Origin of the sequence: Nocardioides rubriscoriae (assembly GCF_008087085.1) — a bacterium.
GTDB lineage: Bacteria > Actinomycetota > Actinomycetes > Propionibacteriales > Nocardioidaceae > Nocardioides > Nocardioides rubriscoriae.
The window spans coordinates 348,482-372,058 of record NZ_VIYJ01000005.1; the positions used below are offsets into that span (position 1 = coordinate 348,482).

Consider the following 23,577-nt stretch of genomic DNA (forward strand, 5'->3'; position numbering starts at 1 on the left):
GGTCGAGGGTCAGCGTGGCGCTCAGGCGCTCAGGCGCTCAGGCTCTCAGGCGCTTAGGCGCTGGCCGGTCTGGGTGTCGAACACGTGGACCGCGGTCGGGTCGGTGGTGACGTGGATGGTGTCGCCCTTGCGCACCGAGTCGCGCCCCGACACACGCACGATGATGTTGGCCGGGGTGCCCTCGACGCCCGAGGTGCCGTAGACGAAGCCGTCGGCACCGAGCTCCTCCACGACCGTGACCCGCACGGGCAGGCCGCCCTGCTCGGCCGAGACCAGGCGCCAGGCCTCGGGACGCACGCCCACGGTGATGTGGCCGCTCATCGTGGCGGCCGCCGCCGGGTCGACCGGCACCAGGTAGTCGCCGATCCTGGCGCTGCCGTCGACGGCGGTGGCCTCGAGCAGGTTCATCTGGGGCGAGCCGATGAAGCCGGCGACGAACAGGTTGACCGGTCGGTCGTAGAGACCGAGCGGGCTGTCGACCTGCTGCAGGACGCCTTCCTTCATCACCGCGACCCGGTCGCCCATGGTCATGGCCTCGACCTGGTCGTGGGTGACGTAAACCGTGGTCACGCCGAGGTCGGACTGCAGCTTGGCGATGTCGGTGCGGGTCTGCACCCGCATCTTGGCGTCGAGGTTGGACAGCGGCTCGTCCATGCAGAAGACCTGCGGGCTGCGCACGATCGCGCGACCCATCGCGACCCGCTGCCGCTGACCGCCCGACAGGGCCTTGGGCTTGCGCTCGAGGTAGTCCTCGAGCCCGAGGATCCTGGCCGCCTCCGCGACCCGGCGCTTCTGCTCCTCGGCCGGCACCTTGGCCATCTTGAGCGAGAACGCCATGTTCTCGGCGACCGACATGTGCGGGTAGAGCGCGTAGTTCTGGAAGACCATCGCGATGTCGCGGTCCTTGGGCGGCAGCGAGGTGATGTCGCGGTCGCCGATGAGGATCTTGCCGGAGTTGACCTCCTCGAGCCCGGCGAGCATCCGCAGGGTGGTGGACTTGCCGCATCCGGAGGGTCCGACCAGGACCATGAACTCGCCGTCGTTGATCTCCAGGTCTATGCCGGGCACGGCGGGCACGTCGGCCCCCGGGTACCAGCGCTGCGCCTTCTCGAACGTCACTGTTGCCATGTGGCTGTGCTCCCTTCACCGGCAGGTACGTGCCGGACGATCCGTAGTGAAGTGACGCCGCTCACACTAGGGCAGGCGGCCCTCAGGCGCGCACGTGCAGCACCCGGGCCGTCTCGGGCAGCAGCACCGGCATCCGTACGCCGAGCGCGCCGAGCGCCGCGCCGCTGGCGGTGTGGCCTGCGGCGTCACCGAGCCAGCTGGTACCGATGAAGCCGGTCGCCTGTTCCCCCGGCGGCGTCGCGTCGCGCACGACGTAGCGGCGCGCGGGATCCAGGCCGGGCAGGGTGATCGGGGCCGGGCCCTCGGTGAGCGTGGAGTCGACCATCGCGACGACGTACCAGGCCTCGCTGCGGTCGGGGGCGACGACGCCGGTGGTGACGACGGCCGGGTCGGGGTGGTCGCCGCGCACCAGGCGCCCGGAGGCCAGGAGCGGGCGCAGCTGCTGGTGCAGGCGCACCCACCCGGCGAGCTCGTCGCGCTGCGCGGGCTCGAGGGTGCGCACGTCCCACTCGATCCCGAGGTGGCCGAGCAGCGCGGTGGCGGCGCGGAACGCCACGGTGTGGCGGCGTCCGGTGGTGTGGGCGACCGGCCCGCCGACGTGGGCACCGAGCCGCTCGAGCGGCACCAGCAGCGAGGTCCAGCGCTGGATGCGCTGGCGCTCGACGGCGTCGATGGTGTCGCTGGTCCACACCCGGTCGGTGCGGGCCAGAACCCCGAGGTCGATGCGCCCGCCGCCGCTCGCGCAGCTCTCGATCTCGACGTCGGGGTGGGCGAGGTGCAGCTCGTCGAGCAGTGCGTAGAACGCCGCCGTCTGCTCGTGGACCGCCGCGCCGACGTCGACGAGGTCGCGGTTGTGGTCCCACTTGAGGAACGCGATCGGGTACTCGTCGAGCAGCGCCACCAGCGCGTCGCGGACGTGGGCGTAGGCCCCGGGGTGGCGCAGGTCGAGCACCTGCTGGTGGCGCCACTCGTCGGGCAGCGCGGAGGGCCGCCCGCGCAGCACCCAGCCGGGGTGCTCGCGCACCAGGTCGCTGTCGACGTTGACCATCTCGGGCTCGACCCAAAGGCCGAAGTCGAGCCCGGCGCGGTGCACGTGCTCGATCAGCGGGTGCAGGCCCTGGGGCCACACGTCGCGGTCGACGGTCCAGTCGCCGAGCCCGGCGCGGTCGTCGCGGCGACCACGGAACCAGCCGTCGTCGAGCACGAACCGCTCGGCCCCCACGGCCGCGGCGGCGTCGGCGAGCGCCGTCAGACCGGCGAGGTCGTGGTCGAAGTACGTCGCCTCCCAGGTGTTGACGAGCACGGGCCGCGGCCTGGTCAGCGGCCGGGTGCGCCGCACCCACCCGTGCAGCCGGGTGCTGACGCCGTCGAGGCCGTCGGCGGCGTAGGAGCCGACCAGCGCCGGGCTCGCGTAGGACGCGCCCGGCGCGAGGACGACCTCGCCCTCGGCGAGCAGCTCGCCCCCGCCCAGCAGGCACTCACCCGCGACGGTGCGCTCGGCATAGGCCGCGTGGTCGCCGCTCCAGGCGACGTGGGTCGCCCAGACCTCGCCATGACCGAACCCGAATCCCGGGGTGCCGGCGGCGAGCAGCAGCGTCGCGTCGTGGCCGGTGCGGCCGTGGCGGGCCTCGCGCAGGTGGCTGCCCACCCGCCACGGGCCGCGTTGCGGCGCCCGCTCGCGAGTCCAGCGTCCGGTGAGGTCGAGCAGCTCGGTGGCACGCGCCGCCACCGGCAGCGCGTTGCGGACCTGGCCGAGCACGAGCTCCCCCGCGCCGGTGTTGGTGACGGTCGTGCGCATCTCGACCAGTCCCTCGACGGTGAGCCGCAGGTCGACCCCGACCTCCCACCCGGCCTCGTCGTCGCGCGAGACCAGCCGCACCCCGTCGCCGGCGTCGTCGTCGTACGACGTCCAGGTCCACGAGCGCAGCCGCGGCGCGACCGACCCGGGGACGCGATGGCCACTCAGCCCGGGGGTGCCGGTGAATCCCGAGACGGTCTCGCCGACCACGCCTCGCAGGCGCGGCCGGTCGAGCGCGGAGAAGGGGACGCCGGGGGTGTGCAGGGCCAGCAGCGACGCGACGTCCTCGTCCGGCGGCAGGGCCGCGCCCCAGTGCAGCACGACCGGGAGGCCGGACGCGGAGTCGTCGTCGGCACCGGCCGCGGGCAGGGACGCGAGCACCAGGGAGACGCCCGCACGAGTCAGGTGGATCACCGCCCGCACGCTATCGGCAGCGCTCGCCAGGCCACCCGCAGGTGTCTGGACAACCGCACTGGACCGGTCCAGGGTAAGTGACCAGCGACACACGACTCTTGGGAGGGTGCGCCATGCGAACGACACGACCACATCGGGCACATCGGGCGGGGCGGGGGGCCACCGAGCGCCGCAGGTTCCTCGCCGCGTCCGCGACACTGGTGCTGGGCGCCACGCTCCTGTCGGCGTGCAGCGGGACCGCCGACGACGAGCTCGTCTGGTACGTCAACCCCGACAACGGGGGCCAGGCCGCCATCGCCCAGCGGTGCAGCGAGGGCAAGCCCTACACCATCAAGACCCAGCAGCTGCCCCAGGACGCCGGGCAGCAGCGCATCCAGCTGGCCCGTCGCATCGCCGCGGGCGACACCGGCATCGACCTGATGAGCATCGACCCGCCCTACACCGCGGAGTTCGCCAACGCCGGCTACCTCGCACCGATCCCCGAGGAGCTGCAGGCCAAGCTCACCGAGCAGTCGTTCGACGGCGCGATCAAGGCGGCCACGTGGAACGACCAAGTCGTCGTGGCGCCACTGTGGTCCAACACCCAGGTGCTCTGGTACCGCAAGTCGGTCGTCGAGGGCACCCCGGTCGGCGACAAGCTCGCCGCCGGTGAGCCCGTCACCTGGGACGAGGTCATCGACCTGGCCGCGTCCAAGGGCAAGGACGTCGCCGTGCAGGCCAACAAGTACGAGGGCTACGTCGTGTGGATCAACGCGCTGGTCTCGGGCGCGGGCGGCGACCTGGTCAGCGACGTCGACCAGGGCATCGACGCCACCATCGACCTCGACTCCGACGCCGGACGTGCGGCCGCGGGGGTCATCGCCAAGCTGGCCAAGCAGGCGGCCCCGGCCGACCTGTCGATCGCCCAGGAGGGGCAGGCCACCACCACCTTCGGCAGCGACAAGGGCTCGTTCCTGGTCAACTGGACCTACACCTGGGGCAACTACGACGCCGCCCAGCCCGACGTCAAGAAGGACATGGGCTACGCGGCCTACCCCCAGACCGTGGCCGGTGAGGACCCCCGTCCTCCCTACGGCGGCATCGGCCTGGGCGTGAGCAGCAAGTCGGAGAAGAAGGACTGGGCCATGGAGGCCATGGAGTGCCTGGTGTCCCCCGAGAACCAGGCCGTCGACGCCGCCTACACCGGCAACATGCCAGCCAGCGAGGCCGGCTACGAGTCGGTCAAGGCCGGCGGTCCCGAGGGTCTGCCCCAGGCCCAGCGTGACGCCCTGCTCGCCTACCCCGACGACCTGATCGAGCTGTGGAAGACCAGCCTCGACCAGTCCGCCCCGCGCACGGTGACGCCGTACTGGAGCGACATCTCCGGCGCGATCCAGAGCACCTGGCACCCGGCGTCCTCGGTCACCGAGGACACCCCGGCGGAGTCGGCCGACTTCATCGGGCGCGTGCTGCGCGGAGAGGACCTGCTGTGAGCGCCACGCTCGAGACCCCGAAGACGCCCACGCCGTCGGCCGGTCACCAGAAGCCCCGGCGCGACACCTCCGACCGTGCCGTCGCCGAGAACCGCCTCGGCCTCAAGCTGGTCGCCCCGGCCGTGGTCATCATGGTGATCGTCACCGCCTACCCGATGCTGCGGGCGCTCTACCTGTCGCTGTTCCGCTACCGGCTCACCGCGCCCGACGACAAGGAGTTCATCGGGCTCAGCAACTACCTGACCGTCCTCGGCGACCCGCTGTTCTGGCGCGACACGCTCAACACGGTGCTGATCATGGTGATCACCGTCAGCGTCGAGCTGGTCATCGGCTTCGCCTTCGCGATGGTCATGCACCGGGTGATCTTCGCCCCCGGGGCGATCCGCACCGCGATCCTGATCCCCTACGGCATCATCACCGTCGTCTCGGCGTTCTCCTGGCAGTTCACCTTCAGCACCACCAACGGCTGGGTCAACTCGTGGTTCAACTGGGTGCCGGGCATCGACCCCGACCTCAACTGGTTCGGCGGCCACTGGACGGCGATGTTCGCGATCATGGTCTCCGAGATCTGGAAGACCACGCCGTTCATGTCGCTGCTGCTCCTCGCCGGTCTCAGCCAGGTCTCCGAGGACATGATCGAGGCGGCCAAGGTCGACGGTGCCACCTGGACCCAGCGGCTCACCAAGGTGATCCTGCCCAACATGCGCGCCGCGATCATGGTGGCGGTGCTGTTCCGCGCGCTCGACGCCTTCCGGATCTTCGACAACATCTTCGTGATGACCCGCGGTGCGCAGAACACCGAGTCGTCGTCGTTCCTGACCTACCGGCAGGTGATCGAGCAGCTGCAGCTCGGCGTCGGCTCGGCGCTGTCGGTGCTGCTGTTCCTCACCGTGCTGCTGCTGGCCTACCTGATCACCAAGCTGTTCCGCGTCGACCTGGCGCAGGCGAGGGGTGAGGGCTGATGGCCACGACTGACACCAAGACCAAGGTCGGCACCGGCGTCGGGTTCGTCGCCATCCTCGTGTGGTGCCTGCTGCCCATCGCCTGGATCGTGTCGCTGTCGTTCAAGACCGTCGACGAGACCAACGCGGGCTCGGCGCAGTTCCTGCCCAAGGACGCCTCGCTCGACAACTACAAGGCGTTGCTGGGCCTGACCGACGACCCGGTCTCCGACGCCGCCGCCTCCGACTTCGGGCAGGCGCTGCTCAACTCGCTCGTGGTCTCCCTGGTGGCGACCGTGCTGTCGGTGCTGTTCGCGACGCTGGCGGCGTACGCCATCGCGCGGCTGGAGTTCCGGGGCAAGCGGCTGGTGCTCTCGCTGGCCCTGGCCATCGCGATGTTCCCGGTGGTCTCGCTGGTGGGCCCGTTGTTCGACATGTGGCGCACCTTCGGGCTGTTCAACACCTGGCCCGGCCTGATCATCCCCTACATGACCTTCACGCTGCCGCTGGCGATCTGGACCCTGTCGGCGTTCTTCCGCGAGATCCCGTGGGAGATGGAGCAGGCCGCCCAGGTCGACGGGGCGACGTCGTGGCAGGCCTTCCGCAAGGTGATCGTGCCGCTGGCCGCACCGGGGGTCTTCACCGCCGCGATCCTGACGTTCTTCTTCGCCTGGAACGAGTTCGTGCTCGCCATCTCGCTCACCTCGACGCAGAAGGCGCGCACCGTGCCGGCGCAGATGTCGTACTTCGTCGGGCCCGACCCGTTCAACCCGCCCTACGGGCAGCTCGCCACCGCATCGGTGATCGTCACGGTCCCGATCATCGTCATCGTCCTGTTGTTCCAGCGCAAGATCGTCGCCGGCCTCACCTCCGGCGCAGTGAAGGGGTGATCGGCTCATGGCCGGTATCGACATGAGGAACATCGTCAAGAAGTACGGCGACGGCTTCCCCGCCGTCAACGACGTCAGCATCGACGTGCAGGACGGGGAGTTCATGATCCTGGTCGGCCCCTCGGGCTGCGGGAAGTCGACGCTGCTGCGGATGATCGTGGGCCTGGAGGACATCACCTCGGGCGACATGATGATCGGCGACAAGCGCGTCAACGACCTCGCCCCGCGCGACCGCAACCTCGCGATGGTGTTCCAGAACTACGCGCTCTACCCCCACCTGTCGGTCTACGAGAACATCGCGTTCCCGTTGCGGCTGGCCAAGGCGCCCGACGCCGAGGTCGACGAGAAGGTACGGGCGGCGTCGAAGACGCTCGAGCTCGACGAGCACCTCGACCGCAAGCCCGGCAACCTGTCGGGTGGGCAGCGCCAGCGCGTCGCGATGGGGCGGGCGATCGTGCGCGACGCCGACGCGTTCCTCTTCGACGAGCCGCTGTCCAACCTCGACGCCAAGCTGCGCGGCCAGATGCGCAGCGAGATCGCCCGGCTGCAGAAGCGCTTGGGCATCACCACGGTCTACGTCACCCACGACCAGACCGAGGCAATGACGCTCGGCGACCGCGTGGCGGTCCTCAAGCGCGGGATCCTCCAGCAGCTCGCCACCCCCCGCGAGCTCTACGAGAACCCCGGCAACCTCTTCGTCGCCGGGTTCATCGGCTCCCCGCCGATGAACTTCCTGCCCGCCACCGTCGAGGGCACCTCCGTCACGCTGCCCTTCGGGGCCGTGGAGATCCCGGCCGACAAGGCCGAGAAGGTCCAGGGGCGGGGCCTGCTGATCGCCGGCATCCGGCCCGAGCACTTCGAGGACGCCTCCGTCGTCGACGACAAGTCGGCCGGCTCGACGTTCCGCACCCACGTCGACGTCGTGGAGTGGCTGGGCAACGAGGCCTACGCCTACATCCCCTTCGAGGCCCCGCCCGAGGTGCAGACCCAGCTGCAGGAGCTCGAGCGCGACCTCGACGGCGAGTCGCTGCGCACCCAGCTCGTCGTCTCCCTCGACGGCACCAGCACCATCAGCGAGGGCGACGAGGCCGAGATCTGGGTCAACACCGCCAAGATGCACCTGTTCGACCCCGCCACCGGTGAGAACCTCACCGTCGACCGCGACCGGGCCGGTCGCATCGTGGGCGACGCCATGGCCGAGGCCGCCGAGCAGCCGGTCGCGGCCGGCTGAGTCCTTCGCTCCCGCGTGCCTCGACGTCCGCCCGCCCCGTCAGGGGTCGGCGGACGTCGTGGGTCGGATCAGGCGGGCACGCCCGACGCCGTCCCGCCGGCGCAGGACGCGAACGGCTCCGGCGCGGTGACGCCGTCGTCGTAGCGCTCGACAAAGAGCGCGAGGCGCGGGTCGTCGGCGCCGGTGAGGGCCAGCTGGGTGCCCCACACGGTGACCACGACCGGCGCCGGCAGGCCGACGTACGGCGACATGATGCCGTTCTGCGGGAGCGCGGCCTCCAGCGTGGCGACGTCGTCGTCGCCCAGGGCGGGGTCGTAGGTGATCCACACGGCACCGTGCTCGAGGTCGTGCACCGCGTTCTCGTCCTGGACCGGGCTGCCGTAGGCGCCGCACTCGAGCCACTGGGCGAAGTGCGGCCCCCCGGCCGGCGGGGTCACGTCGTAGTCGACGGGATCGGTGACGTGCGTCGTCGGCAGGTCCTCGTAGACCCGCACCTGCGACAGGTCCGCGGCGGCGGTCGGCGTCTCGGCCGGCGAGCTGTCCTCGTCGTCCCCGAGCAGCACCACCGGGACCACGATCGCCGCGGCCACGACGACCACCGCCGCGCCCAGGGCGAGCGCGAGCCTGGCACGCGACCGGGCGCGGGGCGGCGGGGGCGGCGGCAGGAATCCCGGGGCCCAACCGCTCGGCGGTCCGGGCGGGGGCGGGTACGCCGGGGGCGGATAGGCCGGCGGGTAGGCCGGCGGGGGTCCGGTCGGGGGTCCGGTCGGGGGCTTGTCACCGGAGGGTGGCGGTGGTGGTGCAGCGGTCACGGAGGCAACGGTGCCATGCCCCGCACGCGGACGGCCTTCTCGACCTGCCGACCACGGCCGTGCGGGGCCGTGGCTAACGCCTACGATGGACGCTCGTGAGCACTGCTGCCTCGACCGGCCCCGAGTTCCGTTACTCCGACCTGCTGCCGACCGGCAAGGACGACACTCCCTACCGCCTGATCACCACCGAGGGCGTCTCGACCGTCGAGGTCGACGGGCAGACGTTCCTCAAGGTGGCGCCCGAGGCGCTGCAGCGGTTGACCGCCGAGGCGATGCACGACATCAGCCACTACCTGCGCCCGGCCCACCTGGCCCAGCTGCGCAAGATCATCGACGACCCCGAGGCGTCGGGCAACGACCGGTTCGTGGCCCTCGACCTGCTCAAGAACGTCAACATCTCCGCCGGCGGCGTGCTGCCGATGTGCCAGGACACCGGCACCGCGATCGTGATGGGCAAGAAGTCCGAGGGCGTGCTCACCGGCGCCGACGACGCCGAGGCGATCTCGCGGGGCGTCTTCGACGCCTACACGAAGCTCAACCTGCGCTACTCCCAGCTGGCGCCGCTGACGACGTACGAGGAGAAGAACACCGGCACCAACCTGCCGGCCCAGATCGAGCTCTACTCGACGCCCACGAAGGACGGGAAGCCGGAGTACAAGTTCCTCTTCATGGCCAAGGGCGGTGGGTCGGCCAACAAGTCGTTCCTGTTCCAGGAGACCAAGGCGATCCTCAACCCGACGCGGATGCTGAGCTTCCTCGACGAGAAGATCCGCTCGCTCGGCACGGCTGCGTGCCCGCCGTACCACCTGGCGATCGTCATCGGCGGCACGTCGGCGGAGTACGCGCTCAAGACCGCCAAGTACGCCTCGGCGCACTACCTCGACGACCTGCCCACCGAGGGGTCGATGGACGCGCACGGGTTCCGCGACCTCGAGCTCGAGGAGGAGGTCTTCAAGCTCACGCAGTCGTTCGGCATCGGCGCGCAGTTCGGCGGCAAGTACTTCTGCCACGACGTGCGCGTGGTGCGACTCCCCCGCCACGGCGCGTCGTGCCCCGTCGCGATCGCGGTGTCGTGCTCGGCCGACCGCCAGGCGCTGGGCAAGATCACCGCCGAGGGCGTCTTCCTCGAGCAGCTCGAGACCGACCCGGCCCACTACATGCCCGACGCCGGCGTCGCCGACGACATCGCCGGCGGTGAGGTCGTGCAGATCGACCTCAACCAGCCGATGGCCGACATCCTCGCCGAGCTGTCCAAGCACCCCGTCAAGACGCGGCTCTCTCTCACCGGTCCCCTGGTCGTCGCGCGCGACATCGCACACGCCAAGATCCAGGAGCGCCTCGACGCCGGCGAGGAGATGCCCGCCTACCTCAAGGATCACCCCGTCTACTACGCCGGCCCCGCCAAGACCCCGGCCGGGATGGCCTCGGGCTCCTTCGGTCCCACCACGGCCGGACGCATGGACTCCTACGTCGAGTCGTTCCAGGCCGCGGGCGGCTCGATGGTGATGCTCGCCAAGGGCAACCGGTCCAAGGTCGTCACCCAGGCCTGCCACACCCACGGCGGCTTCTACCTCGGCTCGATCGGCGGGCCCGCCGCACGGCTGGCCCAGGATTGCATCAGGAGTCAGGAGGTGCTGGAGTACCCCGAGCTCGGCATGGAGGCGGTCTGGAAGATCGAGGTCGAGGACTTCCCCGCCTTCATCGTCGTCGACGACAAGGGCAACGACTTCTTCACCGACCCCTCCGGCACGGTGACCGTGCCGATCACCGGGATCCGGGTGCGCTCCGCCGAGTAGCGCGGCTCGACGGCCGCGCCACCCGGACGGTCAGTGCGTGTCCTGGTCCTTGTGGGGGTTGGCGTTGGGGCCGGCCTCGCCGATGTCGGGGGCGTCGGGGTTGCCCGCGACGCCCTGGCTGTCGCTGATCGGGGTGTCGGCGTCGGCGGGGTCCATGCCGCTGACCTCGGAGACCTGGCCCTCGTCGTCGTTGTTCGTCATGCGCTCCACCGTGCCAGACGCCCCCATGCAGCCGGTCCACCCCCTGGTGCCGTCGCCTCCGGGCGGGTGGAACGCTGATCGCCATGGAGTACGTCGAGATCGCACGGGCCGAGACCGAGCGCGGTGAGCTGGTGCTGCGCGAGCGCCGGCCCGGACCCGACGACACGACCGCCGGCGGGCTGGAGCTGCGCGCCAACGGCGTCTTCGTGATGGACACCGTCGAGGTCGCCTCGGAGCGGGCCCTCGCGACCGCCGCCCTGGCCCAGGTGGCCTCGCCACGAGCCGTGGTGGTCGGCGGCCTCGGGCTGGGATTCACGATGCGCGAGGTGCTCGCCGACCCCCGCGTGGAGGTCTGCGCGGTGGTCGAGATCGAGCAGGCGCTGGTGGACTGGATGCGCGACGGCACCGTCGCGCACGGCCCCTCGCTGCTGGCCGACGACCGGGTCCGGCTGGTCGTCGCCGACGTCGCGGTCGCCGTCGCGGAGGCCCGCCCGGCGTCGTACGACCTGGTGCTGCTCGACGTCGACAACGGTCCGGGCTACCTGGTGCACGACGCCAACGCCGCGCTCTACGCCCGACCGTTCCTCGAGGCCGTGCACGCGACCCTGCGCCCTGGCGGCGCACTGGCGGTGTGGTCGGCCGCAGAGGCACCCGATCTCGCCGACGCGATGGGTCCGGTGTTCACGACTACACGGGCGGTGCCGCTCGACGTACGGCTGCAGGAGCGGGACGAGCAGTACTGGCTCTACGTCGGCTCGGTCTAGCCCCACCGCGGTCGAGGCGCCCCCACGGTGGTCGAGGTGCGACGAGCGCTAGCGAGGAGCCTCGAGACCCCCGCAACGTCCGCTGCCCACCCACCCGACTGTGGAAACAACCACGAGTCGTCCACAGGTCGCAACGACGGTCGGGTTGTCCACAACCCCCGTGGTTGAGCGGGAAACTCGACCCCGGACTGTCGGTTGCCGGTGCTGGAATGGACCCATGGCCGAGCACACCGACACCACCACGACACCTCGATCGGGTCACCCGATCGAGGCGCTGCTGTGCTCGGTGCTCGACGACCTGAAGGGTCTCGCTGACGTCCCGACCTGGTCGATGGATGCCGAGACCACCACCCGGGTGGTCGCGCTGGCGGCTCGGGTCGCGGCCGGGGTCGCGGAGGTCGAGGCGCGTGCGATCGGCCAGGCCGGAGTCCTCGGCCTTCCGGCTGAGGGTCAGTATCGTGACACCGCACGGTGGGTCCAACGCACCACCGGGGTCACCCGGCGCACCGCACGGGGCAAGGTCCGGCTCGCCGAGGCGCTGGGTGACTTGGAGCCGACGCGTGCGGCGACCGCACGCGGTGAGATCCACGCCGAGCAGGCCCAGGCGATCGCCGACCAAGTCGCGTTGCTCGATGCCGAACTCGTGTCCGCGCACGACCAGGCCCGCGCGGAGGCGTTCCTGCTCAACGAAGCGACCGGCGGTTGTGACGCCGACGCCCTGGTCGGTCTGGGGCAGGCGATCTGGGAACGCCTGGACCCCACCGGGTTCGAGAAGCGGGAGGCCAAGGCCCTCGAAGCCCAGGAGGCCCGGGCCCGGGCGAAGACGAAGCTGTCGATGGCCAACGCCGGTGACGGGCTGACCCACGGCCGGTTCACCATCCCCACCGCCATCGCCGACGCGTTCCGCAAACAGCTCCACGCACTGGCCGCCCCCAAACACGTACGCGCAGCACAGGGCGCCGGGGCTTATGACTGGAAGACCCCGTCGGCCGAGCGGATGGGCCACGCGTTCATCGAATGGATCGGCGGCTACGACCCCACCCAGCTCCCGAAGATCGGGGGCCTGTCGGCCACCGTCGTCGTCATCGGCGACTACGAGATCCTCCAAGGCAAGATCAAGGCCGCGACCCTGGAGACCGGCACCAGGATCAGCCACACCGAGTACCTCCGCATGGCCTGCGACGCCGGGATCATCCCGGCGTGGATGAACGCCAACGGTGAGGTCCTCGCCCTGGGCCGCACCTGCCGCTTCCACACCCCCGCCCAACGCCTCGCCGCGATCATCGAGCAACGCCACTGCCAACACCACTCAGGCTGCACCGTCCCCGGCTACCTGTGCCACGCCCACCACCAAATCCCCTGGGCCCAAGGCGGCGGCACCGACCTGCGCACCACCCAGCTGCTGTGCCCCTACCACCACGCACGCGCCCACGACCCCAGCACCGACCCCATGCGCACCTGACGGTTCTGAATGAGTCGGGGTGATCCGCCCGACTTTGCCGAGAGTCGGGCGCGGTGGTCGAGGTTGGACGAGCGCCAGCGAGGAGCGTCGAGGCCCTTGGAGGGACGCGGCCAACCCGGGAGGTCTCGAGGCCGTGCCCCGGTGAGTGGCTAGTGGTTTCGGCATTCACTAACCGATTAGTGAATGCCGAAGGGACCGTGCCCTGACGTGGACCTGCACGACCGTGGGGAACCCCTAAACGTTGTTCGAGCACGCAAGCCGCACACGCCGCCAGGCGGGCGGGGCCCGACCATGCCGCCAGGAGGGCTCCGCCGGTCACGCCGCGCCTGACGCCCCGCTCGCCTAAGTTGCGTCGGTCGGTCAGTCCTTTGGTCTTGCGACCGGGCCGCTGGGCTACCCCGGGAGCTTCTCGGCGAGGATGTCGATCTTCTCGATCTGGGGCTCAGAGAAAAGGACGCCAGTGTTAGGTCCTAGCGCTTGACCGACACCGCCCGCCAGGTGGGCATCGCGCGCCTCGTCATCGGGGAAGACGTCGTACACGCCGAAGGTTGAGGGTCCGAACTGGATCGCGAACCAGGCGGTGGTTCCTGGCTCGTCCATCACGATCGCGCGTGCTCCCGTGAGGAACTCGGCGAGCTCTGCTTCCTTGCCCGGCAGGGCCTCAAGTCGAACGAGGAGGGCTTTAGTCACCATGGACGGACTCCTTCTGCGTGGGATGCAGTCGGGGAGAACGACCGCCCGTCGACGCTACTCCTCGGCGGTGCCGAGGCATAGGACCCCGCATCGCACGCCAGACCACTGGCCGTCCAACCATCCTGCCGCCCTGAAGGCAACGCCCGACCATGCCGCACAGCGTTGTTCACCCGACTGACGCCAACAGTCACGGTGTCGACGACCGAGGCCAGGACGCGTCAGCGCCGCCGCGCCCGGTCGACCGGAGCCGAGGCCGGGATGGGGTCGGCGGGCTTCATCTCGCCGACCTGCTCGTGGGCGCGCTCGCGCACGGCGATCTTGATCTGCTCAAGGTTGTTGCGCAGCAGGTCGGAGACCAGCTCGTCCATCCGGGGGTCGCTGAGCATGTCGATGAGCACCCGCAGGACGGTCTCGGAGGCCTCCGAGACGATCGCGTCGTAGCCGGGCAGCTTGCTGACCAGCCGGGCGTTGGGGTCGGCGCGGACCTTCTCGGCGACCAAGGCCTTGAGCTCGTCGTGGTTCTCGAGCAGGGCGTCGGAGATGTTCTTGGTGTAGTGGCCGGTCTGGATCACCGCGGCCACCTCGTCGAGCACGACGATGGTCAGCGGTCGCTTGATCAGGCCGAGCAGCCTGAACGACAGCTGGCTCGCGCGGTCGACCACCCACGGACGTCGCATCCCGAGCCGGACCAGCAGGGCGCCGAGCAGGGTGGCGAGCACGGAGCCACCGAGGAGGACGCCCACGACGAGCAGCAGCACCTGAAGGGTGCTGAGGTCCTCCAGCCACTGCGACATGCGAGCAGGATAGGCAGGGGCTGACATCCGGCGAGGCCTGACCCGGGCACAGGTGTGCGAGGACGACGAGCGCTCGGGTGTGCTGCACGTCATGGACCCGGAGTGACCGGGGTCATCGCGGTTTAATGTGACACCTCGTCACACTCAACTCATGAAGCGACTCCTGCCCGCCGTGCTGACCGTGCTCGCCCTCGTCGCTGCTCTCCTGGCGTTCAGCAGCCCGGCCCCTGCCGTGGCCGACACCGGCTCGTCGTGGGGCTCCGCGACCGCCGAGCGCCAGACGCTGCGGGAGGGCTGCCGCAGCTACCCGTTCCACTACCGGATCGACGTGCCCGGCGACACGTGGATGGCCGAGATCACCCTGGCCAACCCCGCCGGGACCAACATCGCCACGCTGACCTACGAGTCCGGTCGCCAGCCCGCGGCGGGAACCGGCCGCTTCCGCTTCTGCGACGTGAGCACCCGGCCCGGGCGGCACACGATCCGCCTCAAGATCACCTCCTACGACTTCCGCGACCAATCCGTACGCCGTAGCGCGCCGACGACCTTCCGGCTGGTCCACCGCTAGCGCCTCGGGCCGCACCCGCGCCGCACCGGGCGCGGCGGCGGCGACCGGTCCTGGTTACGGTGGATCGGTGGACACCGCGAAGACTCGGACCGAGCACGACTCGATGGGTGAGGTCGAGGTGCCGCAGGAGGCGCTCTGGCGGGCCCAGACCCAGCGCGCGATCGAGAACTTCCCGATCAGCGGCACCCCGATCGAGCCGGCCCTGGTGCACGCCCTGGGCCACGTCAAGGCGGCGGCCGCGGTGGTCAACGGCGAGCTCGGCGTGCTCCCACCCGCGCTGAGCGAGGCCGTCGCCACGGCAGCGCGCGCGGTCGCAGCCGGCGAGCACGACGCGGAGTTCCCGGTCGACGTGTTCCAGACCGGCTCGGGCACCAGCAGCAACATGAACGCCAACGAGGTCATCGCCTCCCTCGCCGCGCGGGCCGGCACCGACGTCCACCCCAACGATCACGTCAACGCCAGCCAGTCAAGCAACGACACCTTCCCCACCGCCATCCACGTCGCCGTCACCCTCGCGGTCGTCGACGACCTGCTGCCGGCGCTCGCCACGCTGCAGGCCTCGCTGACGGCCAAGGCCGAGGAGTTCGCCGGCCTGGTCAAGTCGGGCCGCACGCACCTGATGGACGCGACGCCCGTCATGCTCGGCCAGGAGCTGGGCGGCTACGCCGCGACCCTGCGGTACGCCGCCGAGCGGCTCGTCGCGGTCCTGCCGCGGGTGCGCGAGCTGCCCCTGGGCGGCACGGCCGTCGGCACCGGCATCAACACCCCGCCCGGCTTCGCGGCGCGCGTGATCGAGGTGCTGTCGCAGGCCACCAACCAGGAGTTCACCGAGGCCCGCGACCACTTCGAGGCCCAGGGCACCCGTGACTCGCTCGTCGAGCTGAGCGGGGTGCTGCGCACCATCGCCGTCGGCCTGGTCAAGATCTGCAACGACCTGCGCTGGATGTCGTCGGGGCCGACGACCGGGCTCGCCGAGATCCACCTGCCCGACCTGCAGCCGGGGTCGAGCATCATGCCCGGCAAGGTCAACCCCGTGCTGCCGGAGGCCACGCTCATGGTGTGCTTCCAGGTCGTCGGCAACGACGCCGCGGTCACCATGGCCGGCGCGAGCGGCAGCTTCGAGCTCAACGTCGCGATGCCGGTGATCGCCCGCAACGTGCTCGAGTCGGTGCGCCTGCTGGCGACCTCGACCACCCTGCTGGCCCACCGCTGCGTCGACGGCATCACCGCCGACCCCGAGCGGATGCGTCGCTACGCCGAGTCGTCCCCGTCGGTCGTCACGCCCCTCAACAAGCACCTCGGCTACGAGGCCGCCGCCACGATCGCCAAGCAGGCCCTGGCGCAGGGACGCACCATCCGCGAGACCGTCCTCGCCCTGGGCTACGTCGAGCGCGGCGAGCTGAGCGAGGCCGAGCTCGACGCCGCCCTCGACGTCGAGGCGATGACGCACCCGTGAGCATGACCGACCGCGACCACGTCGCACGCCAGTACCGTGACGACCAGCACCTCGCCACCCGTATCTCCGTGTGGCACCCCACGGCCGACGGCCGCGACCCCGCCACCGAGGCGCTCGCCGCCGTCGTGGCCGGCGCCCCGCACCACGTGCTCGAGATCGGTTGCGGGACGGGCGCCTTCGCGGCCCGCCTCGCCGATGCCCTGCCCGACGCCGCAGTGGTCCCGGTCGACCAGTCCGCGCACCTGGTCGCGATGACCGCGACCCGGGGGCTCGAGGCCCGCGTCGCCGACGCCCAGGACCTGCCGTTCGCCGACGACGCCTTCGACGCGGTCGCGGCGCTGTGGATGCTCTACCACGTGCCCGACCTGCACCGGGCGCTCGCCGAGGCCCGGCGCGTGCTGCGCCCCGGCGGCACCTTCGTCGCGGTCACCAACGGCGACGAGCACGTCGCCGACCTGCGCCGCGACGCGGGCGGCGGCCCGGTCCTGACCCACTTCTCCAGCGAGAACGGCGAGGTCGCACTGCGCGCCCACTTCGACGACGTACGCCGCGACGACCTGGTCACCCGTGCTGCCTTCCCCGACCGCGACGCGGCGCTGACCTACCTCGACTCCAGCCAGGAGGACGTGGCCTGGTCGCTCCCCCGCGACGGCTGGCCGCGGGAGTACGCCGGGCACGTGACCGTGTTCGTGGCCCGGTGAGTCAGCGGCGCGCCCGGTAGGCCGCCGCCTTCACCCGGTTCTGGCAGGAGGTGGAGCAGAACCGGCGCGTGCTGTTCTTGGAGGTGTCGACGTAGACGCGGTCGCACCGCTCGGCAGCGCACACCCCGAGACGGCCCGCGAGGTCGCTGCCCATGGCCAGGGCCAGCCCGGTCGCGCACCCGGCCGCCCAGCCCACGGCGAGCGAGTCGTCGCGGCCGTGGAAGTGCACGTGCCAGCCCCCGCCGGGCAGCGCGTCGAGCTGCGGTCGCGCCCCGGTGGCCCGCAGCATCGCGTTGACGGTGGCGGCGGCCCGAGCGAGGTCGTCGTCCTGCCCCGCGTCGCAGGCCTGGAAGCACGTCCGCATCGCGGCGGCGTGCCCGGCCAGGGCGACGGCGTCCGCGTCCGAGACCTCGGGGGTGCGCCGACCGTCGCCGCCGAGGGCGGCCGCCGTCGCACGCACGCGCTCGCGACCGGCCGGGGCGTCGTAGGGGCGACCGCGGCGGTGACCGGGCGTGAGCTCGTTGACCAGACGGGCGGCCACCTCCACCAACGTCAACAGGTGACTGTCGAACGACATTTGACCAGTCACCACGGCGCACCATAGGTTGGGGTCACGTCACTGACGATACTCCGTTCGCCAGTGACGACCGACTCTCGGGAGGACCCGTGGACGACCACCGCGACTACTGGGACGGCCAGGCTGCGACGTTCGACGACGAGCCCGACCACGGCCTCGGCGACCCCGCCACCCGTGAGGCGTGGCGCCAGCTGCTGGCCGCGCACCTGCCGGCGCCGCCCAGCGACGTCGTCGACCTCGGGTGCGGCACCGGCACGCTCTCGGTGCTGCTCGCCGAGGCCGGCCACCGCGTCCGCGGCACCGACCTGTCCCCCGCGATGGTCGAGCGGGCGCGGGCCAAGGCGACCGCCGCGGGGCTCGACGTCACCGTCGTGGTCGGCGACGCCGCCGTGCCGCCGTACGACGAGACGTCGGCCGACGTGGTGCTCTGCCGCCACGTGCTGTGGGCGCTGCCGGACCCGGCGGCCGCGCTGGCACGCTGGGTCGGGCTGCTGCGCCCGGGGGGCCGGCTGGTGCTGGTCGAGGGCCGGTGGCACACCGGAGCCGGCATCGGCGCCGACGAGTGCCGGGCGCTCCTGGAGCCGCACGCCACCGACGTCCGGGTCGTGCCGCTCACCGACGACGTCTACTGGGGCGGCCCGATCGACGACGAGCGCTACCTGCTGCTGGCGCTCTGAGGGACCCTCAGGCCGCGCTCAGTACCAACCGTAGGACTGCGAGTGCCCCCAGGCGCCGCAGGGGCTGCCGTAGCGGTCCTGGATGTAGCCCAGGCCCCAGCGGATCTGGGTGACCGGGTTGGTCGCCCAGTCCGGGCCGGCCGAGGCCATCTTGGAGCCCGGGAGGGCCTGCGGGATGCCGTAGGCCGACGACGACGGGTTGTCGGCATAGACGTTCCAGCCGGACTCGCGGGTGTAGAGGGAGTCCAGGCAGCCGAACTGGTCGGACGAGAAGCCGAACTCGGCCAGCAGCGCCATCGCGACCTGGCGCGGGTCGGCCTCGGCGAGGTTCTTCGAGCCGGTCTCGACCTCGCCGGCGGGCTCGGCGGACAGGGCCGCCTCCTTGACCGGGTCGGTGCGGTCGCGACGGTCGGCCGAGCGCGAGAGCGTGGGCGCCCGGCGTACGACGGGCGCGGAGGCGAGCTGGGCCGCCGACGGGTGGCCCAGCAGGTCGTCGATCGGGGTGGAGCCGCCCTGCGACCCCGGGTCGGTCGCGTTGACGGCCGGGGCCGTGCCGGCCGACGATCCGGCGGCCACGCCCCCGGCGACGGTGACGCCAGTGGCGGCGACGGCCAACGAGCCGAGGAGGGCCGTGGTGCCGACGACCTTGCGGGGCGCGGACTCGAGGATCTCGGGGACCACAGGTCGCTTGGGGGCGCCACGGTGCTTGGGGTTGTGCTTCACGTGCTTCGACAAAATGAGTACCCAGAGGATGGACGACAGTCGGTCGGTAGCGATCGGCTGGCCCCCTCGGGACCGCGGAAGATCCCCTCCACCATGCCCGCAAGGCCCAAGGCGTGCAAACCGAACGGCCAAAGACCCTGGACAAAACTGGCTGGAAATGATGACGGGTGCGCCTCGTGAGTCACACGAGGCGCACCCGGCACACAGATCACACCGTGACGTTCTCCAGCATCTCGGTGACCAGGGCCGCGATCGGCGAGCGCTCGGAGCGCGTCAAGGTCACGTGGGCGAACAGCGGGTGGCCCTTGAGCTTCTCGATGACCGCGACCACGCCGTCGTGGCGCCCGACGCGCAGGTTGTCGCGCTGGGCGACGTCGTGGGTCAGCACGACCTTGGAGTTGGCGCCGATGCGTGAGAGCACCGTGAGCAGCACGTTGCGCTCGAGTGACTGGGCCTCGTCGACGATGACGTAGGCGTCGTGCAGCGAGCGGCCGCGGATGTGGGTGAGCGGGAGCACCTCGAGCATGCCGCGGTCGAGGATCTCGTCGACGACGTCCTTGGAGGTGATCGAGCCGAGCGTGTCGAAGACCGCCTGGCCCCACGGCGACATCTTCTCGGTCTCCGAGCCGGGCAGGTAGCCGAGCTCCTGGCCGCCGACGGCGAACAACGGGCGGAACACCACGACCTTCTGGTGCTGGCGGCGCTCCATGACCGCCTCGAGACCTGCGCACAGGGCGAGGGCCGACTTGCCGGTGCCGGCGCGCCCGCCCAGCGAGACGATGCCGACCTCGGGGTCGAGCAGCATCTCCAGGGCGACGCGCTGCTCGGCGCTGCGGCCGTGGATGCCGAAGGCCTCGCGGTCGCCGCGCACGAGGTGGACGTGCTTGTCGGGGCCGACCCGCGCGAGCGCCGTACCGCGGTCGGAGACCAGGACCAGGCCCTGGTGGCAGGGGTAGTCGCGGGCGCTCTCGAGGTCGACGGTGCCGTCGTCGTAGAGCTCGTCGAGCACGCCGGCCTCGACGTCGAGCTCGGCCATGCCGGAGTAGCCGGTGTCGGAGTCGCTGATCGCCTCGGCGCGGTACTCCTGGGCGTCGAGACCCACGACGGAGGCCTTGATGCGCATCGGGAGGTCCTTGGACACCACCGTGACCAGGTGCCCCTCGTCGGCGAGGTTGCGCGCGACGGCCAGGATGCGGGTGTCGTTGTCACCCAGCCGGAACCCCGACGGGAGCGCACCGGGGTCGGTGTGGTTGAGCTCGACGCGCAGGGTGCCGCCGTGGTCACCGATCGGGACCGGCTCGTCGAGCCGCCCGTGCGTGACCCGCAGGTCGTCGAGCATCCGCAGGGCCGAGCGGGCGAAGAAGCCGAGCTCGGGGTGGTGCCGCTTGCCCTCGAGCTCGGTGATCACCACGACGGGGAGCACGACCTCGTGCTCCTCGAAGCGACGCATGGCGCCGGGATCAGCGAGCAGCACGCTGGTGTCGAGCACGTAGGTGCGGGCGCGTTCTGCGGAAGTGGCCACGGGGGTTCCCCTTCAGTGACCGCGCGCGCACTCCTCGCCCGGTCGTCTAGTCAGCGCAGGTGGACCGGGAGGATGCCCGAACGCCGGAGTGCCGGCGCCCTCCCACCGCGCCGGCAGCGACGCTGCCGGTGACGGTGCAAAGGTCGTGATCGCTCACGCTCGGGCCTCCTGGTTGCGGCGAGCTTCCCCACTCGCCACTGCCTGCGACGGTACGTCGGCGCACAGGGTGTTTCCCGGCGACACGCCCGAACGCGGGATGACGGGCAGGTGACGGTCGTGTTGCGGATCGGACACCAGTCCGACACCAGGCAGGGCGCCGGGATCGACGCCGGCCCTCAGACCCCGTAGCGCCGCTCGCGCAGCGCGTAGGCGCGGATGGCGCGCAGGAAGTCGACGCGGCGGAAGTCGGGCCAGTAGGCCTCGCAGAAGTAGAACTCCGACTTGGCGCTCTGCCACAGCAGGAACCCGCCGAGCCGCTGCTCGCCGGAGGTGCGGATCACCAGGTCGGGATCGGGCTGGCCCTTGGTGTAGAGGTGGTCGGCGATGTGCTCGACGTCGATGATGTCGGCGAGCTCCTCCAGGGTGGTGCCCTTCGCCGCGTGCTCGTGGAGCAGCGAGCGGACGGCGTCGGCGATCTCGCGGCGCCCGCCGTAGGGCACGGCGACGTTGACGAGCATGCCGTCGACGTCGGCGGTCGCCTCGGCCGCGGCCTTGAGCCGGCGCGCGATGTCGTCGGGCAGCAGGTCGAGGGCGCCGACCGGGTGCAGCCGCCAGCGGCGCTGGTCGGCCAGGGAGTCGACGGCCTCGGCGATGATCTCGAGCAGCGGCTCGAGCTCGGCGGCGGGACGGTTGAGGTTGTCGGTGCTCAGCAGCCACAAGGTGACGACCTGGATGCCGACCTCGTCGCACCAGCCCAGCAGCGGCTCGATGTTGGCGGCGCCGGCCTGGTGGCCGTGGGCGGTGTCGCGACCCACCGCACGGGCCCAGCGACGGTTGCCGTCGAGCATCACCCCGACGTGCTTCGGGAGGCTGTCGGACAGCGGCTCGATGCCGCGCAGCACGCGCGCCTCGTAGGCCGGGTAGAGCACCCGACGCAGTCCTCGCTTCCAGTCCGCCACCTGGCGATGGTAGGACACCCCGAGAGCCCTGCGTGCGAAGCGACGCCGACGTCGCCACGCTCCCGACCCGAGGAAGCGACCTGACCGATGACTGCTGACTGGCACCCCGACCCGACCGGACGCCACGAGATGCGCTACTGGGACGGCACCCAGTGGACCGAGCACGTCGTCGACCGGGGCGTGCAGTCGACGTCCCCGATGGACGCCGGCCCGGCCCAGCCCCAGCACGTCGCCCAGGCCCACCCCCAGGCCCAGCCCCAACCACAGGCCCAGCCCCAGGCCCAGTACGGGCAGGGGTTCACCGGCGACGCGTTCGCCGGGATCTCCGGCGACCTCATCGACGGTCGGTACGCCGAGGTCTCCGGGAGCGGCCCCCAGCTGCAGAACAACAAGCTGCTGCGGGTGCGGGTCACCGAGCCGTTCCTGGCCCGCCAGGGCGCGATGGTCGCCTACCAGGGCAACGTCACCTTCGCCTACCAGGGCGCCGGCAGCGCGGGGCGCGTCATCAAGAAGGCGCTGACCGGCGAGGGTCTGCCGCTGATGCGCGTCGAGGGCCAGGGCGACGTGTTCCTCGCCGACACCGCCAAGCACGTGCACCTGCTCCACCTCGACAACACCGGCATCTCGGCCAACGGCAAGTTCGTGCTGGCCTTCTCGTCGTCGCTGCAGTGGAACATCGAGCGGGTCAAGGGCGCGAGCATGCTGGCCGGCGGCCTGTTCAACACCACGCTGCGCGGCACCGGCTGGCTCGCGATCGTCACCGACGGCGAACCGGTGGTCCTCAACGCCGCCGAGGCGCCGACGTACGCCGACACCGACGCGATCGTCGCGTGGTCGGCCCACCTCGACACCTCGCTGAAGTCGACGATGAGCGCCGGCGCCCTGATCGGCCGCGGGTCGGGCGAGGCCGTGCAGGTCGCGTTCCAGGGCCAGGGCTTCGTGATCGTGCAGCCGTCCGAGGGCCTGCACCTGCCGGGCCAGGCGTGACCGCCGTGGCGTGACCGCGCTCATCCCGACGAAGGACGCGGTCGCCACCTGTCCCCCGATACGCTCGGCCCATGAAGCCGGCCCTCCACAACGCCAACGAGGTGGTTCGCGCCGGCCTGGAGACGATCGGCGACCGGGCCGAGCAGACCCTGGCCGCGGTCAAGCCGCGGCTGCGGGGGTGGCTGCACCTCGGCACCGCGCCGCTCGCCCTGGCCGGTGGGATCGTCCTGATCTGCCTGTCCCCCACCGTCAACACCCGCATCGGCTCGGCGGTCTTCGCCGCCAGCGCCCTGCTGCTGTTCGGGGTCTCGGCGATCTACCACACCGGCACGTGGTCGCCGAAGGTCTGGGCGTTCCTCCGCCGCTTCGACCACGCCAACATCTTCGTGCTCATCGCGGGCTCCTACACACCGCTCACCCTGATCCTGCTCGACGGCACCCAGCGGGTCGTGCTGCTGACGACGGTGTGGAGCTGTGCCCTGCTCGGGGTGCTGTTCCGGGTGTTCTGGACCGACGCGCCGCGCTGGCTCTACACCCCGCTCTACATGGGGCTGGGCTGGGCCGCGGTGTTCTTCATCCCGGGCTTCATCAACGGGGCGCAGACGGTGCTCGGCACCGGCGCGGCTATCGCCGTCCTGGTCCTGATCGCCGTCGGCGGGGCGCTCTACACCATCGGCGGCATCGTCTACGGCTTCAAGCGCCCCAACCCGTGGCCGCAGTACTTCGGCTTCCACGAGGTCTTCCACACCTTCACGATCCTGGCGTTCACCGCCCACTACGTCGGGATCTCGATCGCGACCTACTCGCTGCGCTGAGGCCGTGCGGCCGGGTCGCTGGACCCGACCGCTTACC

General features: G+C 71.3%; 23 protein-coding genes. 13 read left to right on the forward strand and 10 right to left on the reverse strand.

Annotated features, from left to right (window positions below):
• Nucleotides 1-45: 45 nt before the first annotated feature.
• Entirely contained in the window at nt 46-1,128 is a 1,083-nt protein-coding gene (locus tag FZC61_RS11240; protein WP_148614256.1) for an ABC transporter ATP-binding protein, read from the reverse strand.
• Nucleotides 1,129-1,210: 82 nt separating this feature from the next.
• Nucleotides 1,211-3,340: an alpha-galactosidase gene (locus FZC61_RS11245; protein WP_211357208.1), complete on the reverse strand. Its 2,130-nt coding sequence runs from the start codon at nt 3,338-3,340 to the stop codon at nt 1,211-1,213.
• 200 nt (nt 3,341-3,540) lie between these two features.
• Here FZC61_RS11245 and FZC61_RS11250 point away from each other — a divergent pair, with 200 nt between their 5' ends.
• Genes FZC61_RS11250 through FZC61_RS11265 form a run of 4 tightly spaced genes read left to right on the forward strand, consistent with a single transcriptional unit; the run spans nt 3,541 to nt 7,874 of the window.
• Nucleotides 3,541-4,812 (forward strand): extracellular solute-binding protein, encoded by a 1,272-nt coding sequence (locus tag FZC61_RS11250; RefSeq protein ID WP_170286075.1) that lies wholly within the window; start codon nt 3,541-3,543, stop codon nt 4,810-4,812.
• The gene (locus FZC61_RS11255; RefSeq protein ID WP_148614259.1) at nt 4,809-5,774 is read left to right on the forward strand and encodes a carbohydrate ABC transporter permease; all 966 of its coding nucleotides are present in this window, start codon (nt 4,809-4,811) and stop codon (nt 5,772-5,774) included. Before FZC61_RS11250 ends, FZC61_RS11255 begins: the two co-directional genes overlap by 4 nt.
• On the forward strand, nt 5,774-6,643 hold the full coding sequence (locus FZC61_RS11260; protein WP_148614260.1) for a carbohydrate ABC transporter permease: 870 nt from the start codon (nt 5,774-5,776) through the stop codon (nt 6,641-6,643). The genes FZC61_RS11255 and FZC61_RS11260 overlap by 1 nt, the downstream gene beginning before the upstream one ends.
• Nucleotides 6,644-6,650: 7 nt before the next feature.
• Nucleotides 6,651-7,874, forward strand: a complete 1,224-nt coding sequence (locus FZC61_RS11265) for an ABC transporter ATP-binding protein (protein WP_148614261.1) — start codon at nt 6,651-6,653, stop codon at nt 7,872-7,874.
• Nucleotides 7,875-7,942: 68 nt separating this feature from the next.
• Here FZC61_RS11265 and FZC61_RS11270 read toward each other — a convergent pair whose 3' ends face one another.
• Nucleotides 7,943-8,686 carry a thioredoxin-like domain-containing protein gene (locus FZC61_RS11270; protein WP_148614262.1) on the reverse strand — a complete coding sequence of 248 codons (744 nt, stop codon included), beginning with the start codon at nt 8,684-8,686 and terminating at the stop codon, nt 7,943-7,945.
• A 95-nt stretch (nt 8,687-8,781) separates the two neighbouring features.
• Between FZC61_RS11270 and FZC61_RS11275 the strand changes: the two genes are divergently transcribed.
• Entirely contained in the window at nt 8,782-10,482 is a 1,701-nt protein-coding gene (locus FZC61_RS11275; protein WP_148614263.1) for a fumarate hydratase, read from the forward strand.
• A gap of 30 nt (nt 10,483-10,512) precedes the next feature.
• Here the strand turns inward: FZC61_RS11275 and FZC61_RS23075 are convergent, their stop codons facing one another.
• Nucleotides 10,513-10,683, reverse strand: coding sequence for a hypothetical protein (locus FZC61_RS23075; protein ID WP_170286076.1), 171 nt, complete (start codon nt 10,681-10,683; stop codon nt 10,513-10,515).
• Between the two features lie 83 nt (nt 10,684-10,766).
• Here FZC61_RS23075 and FZC61_RS11280 point away from each other — a divergent pair, with 83 nt between their 5' ends.
• Together FZC61_RS11280 and FZC61_RS11285 are read left to right on the forward strand one after the other, a co-directional pair.
• Complete coding sequence (locus FZC61_RS11280) at nt 10,767-11,447, forward strand: spermine/spermidine synthase domain-containing protein (RefSeq protein ID WP_148614264.1); 681 nt, start codon at nt 10,767-10,769, stop codon at nt 11,445-11,447.
• 217 nt (nt 11,448-11,664) lie between these two features.
• Nucleotides 11,665-12,909 carry an HNH endonuclease signature motif containing protein gene (locus tag FZC61_RS11285; protein WP_148614265.1) on the forward strand — a complete coding sequence of 415 codons (1,245 nt, stop codon included), beginning with the start codon at nt 11,665-11,667 and terminating at the stop codon, nt 12,907-12,909.
• A gap of 393 nt (nt 12,910-13,302) precedes the next feature.
• Here the strand turns inward: FZC61_RS11285 and FZC61_RS11290 are convergent, their stop codons facing one another.
• Together FZC61_RS11290 and FZC61_RS11295 are read right to left on the reverse strand one after the other, a co-directional pair.
• Nucleotides 13,303-13,602 (reverse strand): putative quinol monooxygenase, encoded by a 300-nt coding sequence (locus FZC61_RS11290; RefSeq protein WP_148614266.1) that lies wholly within the window; start codon nt 13,600-13,602, stop codon nt 13,303-13,305.
• A 218-nt stretch (nt 13,603-13,820) separates the two neighbouring features.
• Nucleotides 13,821-14,396, reverse strand: coding sequence for an NAD-glutamate dehydrogenase (locus FZC61_RS11295; protein WP_148614267.1), 576 nt, complete (start codon nt 14,394-14,396; stop codon nt 13,821-13,823).
• A gap of 151 nt (nt 14,397-14,547) precedes the next feature.
• On the opposite strand from FZC61_RS11295, the gene FZC61_RS11300 reads away from it, so the two are divergent.
• The 3 genes from FZC61_RS11300 to FZC61_RS11310 all read left to right on the forward strand — a co-directional run bounded on the left by FZC61_RS11300 (nt 14,548) and on the right by FZC61_RS11310 (nt 17,121).
• Nucleotides 14,548-14,964, forward strand: a complete 417-nt coding sequence (locus tag FZC61_RS11300; protein WP_148614268.1) for a hypothetical protein — start codon at nt 14,548-14,550, stop codon at nt 14,962-14,964.
• A gap of 103 nt (nt 14,965-15,067) precedes the next feature.
• On the forward strand, nt 15,068-16,420 hold the full coding sequence (locus FZC61_RS11305; protein ID WP_148614425.1) for a class II fumarate hydratase: 1,353 nt from the start codon (nt 15,068-15,070) through the stop codon (nt 16,418-16,420).
• 2 nt (nt 16,421-16,422) lie between these two features.
• On the forward strand, nt 16,423-17,121 hold the full coding sequence (locus tag FZC61_RS11310) for a class I SAM-dependent methyltransferase (RefSeq protein ID WP_148614426.1): 699 nt from the start codon (nt 16,423-16,425) through the stop codon (nt 17,119-17,121).
• A gap of 1 nt (nt 17,122) precedes the next feature.
• Here FZC61_RS11310 and FZC61_RS11315 read toward each other — a convergent pair whose 3' ends face one another.
• On the reverse strand, nt 17,123-17,668 hold the full coding sequence (locus tag FZC61_RS11315) for a CGNR zinc finger domain-containing protein (protein ID WP_246142655.1): 546 nt from the start codon (nt 17,666-17,668) through the stop codon (nt 17,123-17,125).
• Nucleotides 17,669-17,787: 119 nt separating this feature from the next.
• On the opposite strand from FZC61_RS11315, the gene FZC61_RS11320 reads away from it, so the two are divergent.
• The gene (locus FZC61_RS11320) at nt 17,788-18,375 is read left to right on the forward strand and encodes a class I SAM-dependent methyltransferase (RefSeq protein WP_148614270.1); all 588 of its coding nucleotides are present in this window, start codon (nt 17,788-17,790) and stop codon (nt 18,373-18,375) included.
• Nucleotides 18,376-18,393: 18 nt separating this feature from the next.
• Here FZC61_RS11320 and FZC61_RS11325 read toward each other — a convergent pair whose 3' ends face one another.
• The 3 genes from FZC61_RS11325 to FZC61_RS11335 form a co-directional block, all read right to left on the reverse strand.
• Nucleotides 18,394-19,098: an aggregation-promoting factor C-terminal-like domain-containing protein gene (locus tag FZC61_RS11325; protein WP_246142635.1), complete on the reverse strand. Its 705-nt coding sequence runs from the start codon at nt 19,096-19,098 to the stop codon at nt 18,394-18,396.
• 208 nt (nt 19,099-19,306) lie between these two features.
• Nucleotides 19,307-20,620 (reverse strand): RNA 5'-3' helicase PhoH2, encoded by a 1,314-nt coding sequence (gene phoH2, locus FZC61_RS11330; RefSeq protein ID WP_148614272.1) that lies wholly within the window; start codon nt 20,618-20,620, stop codon nt 19,307-19,309.
• A 335-nt stretch (nt 20,621-20,955) separates the two neighbouring features.
• The gene (locus FZC61_RS11335; RefSeq protein WP_148614273.1) at nt 20,956-21,738 is read right to left on the reverse strand and encodes an isoprenyl transferase; all 783 of its coding nucleotides are present in this window, start codon (nt 21,736-21,738) and stop codon (nt 20,956-20,958) included.
• A gap of 87 nt (nt 21,739-21,825) precedes the next feature.
• Here FZC61_RS11335 and FZC61_RS11340 point away from each other — a divergent pair, with 87 nt between their 5' ends.
• The gene (locus FZC61_RS11340) at nt 21,826-22,725 is read left to right on the forward strand and encodes an AIM24 family protein (protein WP_148614274.1); all 900 of its coding nucleotides are present in this window, start codon (nt 21,826-21,828) and stop codon (nt 22,723-22,725) included.
• 71 nt (nt 22,726-22,796) lie between these two features.
• Nucleotides 22,797-23,540: a PAQR family membrane homeostasis protein TrhA gene (trhA, locus tag FZC61_RS11345; RefSeq protein ID WP_148614275.1), complete on the forward strand. Its 744-nt coding sequence runs from the start codon at nt 22,797-22,799 to the stop codon at nt 23,538-23,540.
• Nucleotides 23,541-23,577 lie beyond the last annotated feature (37 nt).

What these genes read in the sequence shown, in the direction of transcription:
- FZC61_RS11265 (WP_148614261.1), top strand. Translation starts at nt 6,651, where the DNA reads ATGGCCGGTATCGACATGAGGAACATCGTCAAGAAGTACGGCGACGGC.
- FZC61_RS11295 (WP_148614267.1), bottom strand. Translation starts at nt 14,396, where the DNA reads ATGTCGCAGTGGCTGGAGGACCTCAGCACCCTTCAGGTGCTGCTGCTC.
- FZC61_RS11305 (WP_148614425.1), top strand. Translation starts at nt 15,068, where the DNA reads ATGGGTGAGGTCGAGGTGCCGCAGGAGGCGCTCTGGCGGGCCCAGACC.
- FZC61_RS11310 (WP_148614426.1), top strand. Translation starts at nt 16,423, where the DNA reads ATGACCGACCGCGACCACGTCGCACGCCAGTACCGTGACGACCAGCAC.
- FZC61_RS11240 (WP_148614256.1), bottom strand. Translation starts at nt 1,128, where the DNA reads ATGGCAACAGTGACGTTCGAGAAGGCGCAGCGCTGGTACCCGGGGGCC.
- FZC61_RS11340 (WP_148614274.1), top strand. Translation starts at nt 21,826, where the DNA reads ATGACTGCTGACTGGCACCCCGACCCGACCGGACGCCACGAGATGCGC.
- FZC61_RS23075 (WP_170286076.1), bottom strand. Translation starts at nt 10,683, where the DNA reads ATGACGAACAACGACGACGAGGGCCAGGTCTCCGAGGTCAGCGGCATG.
- FZC61_RS11280 (WP_148614264.1), top strand. Translation starts at nt 10,767, where the DNA reads ATGGAGTACGTCGAGATCGCACGGGCCGAGACCGAGCGCGGTGAGCTG.
- FZC61_RS11290 (WP_148614266.1), bottom strand. Translation starts at nt 13,602, where the DNA reads ATGGTGACTAAAGCCCTCCTCGTTCGACTTGAGGCCCTGCCGGGCAAG.
- FZC61_RS11260 (WP_148614260.1), top strand. Translation starts at nt 5,774, where the DNA reads ATGGCCACGACTGACACCAAGACCAAGGTCGGCACCGGCGTCGGGTTC.
- FZC61_RS11285 (WP_148614265.1), top strand. Translation starts at nt 11,665, where the DNA reads ATGGCCGAGCACACCGACACCACCACGACACCTCGATCGGGTCACCCG.
- FZC61_RS11300 (WP_148614268.1), top strand. Translation starts at nt 14,548, where the DNA reads ATGAAGCGACTCCTGCCCGCCGTGCTGACCGTGCTCGCCCTCGTCGCT.
- trhA (WP_148614275.1), top strand. Translation starts at nt 22,797, where the DNA reads ATGAAGCCGGCCCTCCACAACGCCAACGAGGTGGTTCGCGCCGGCCTG.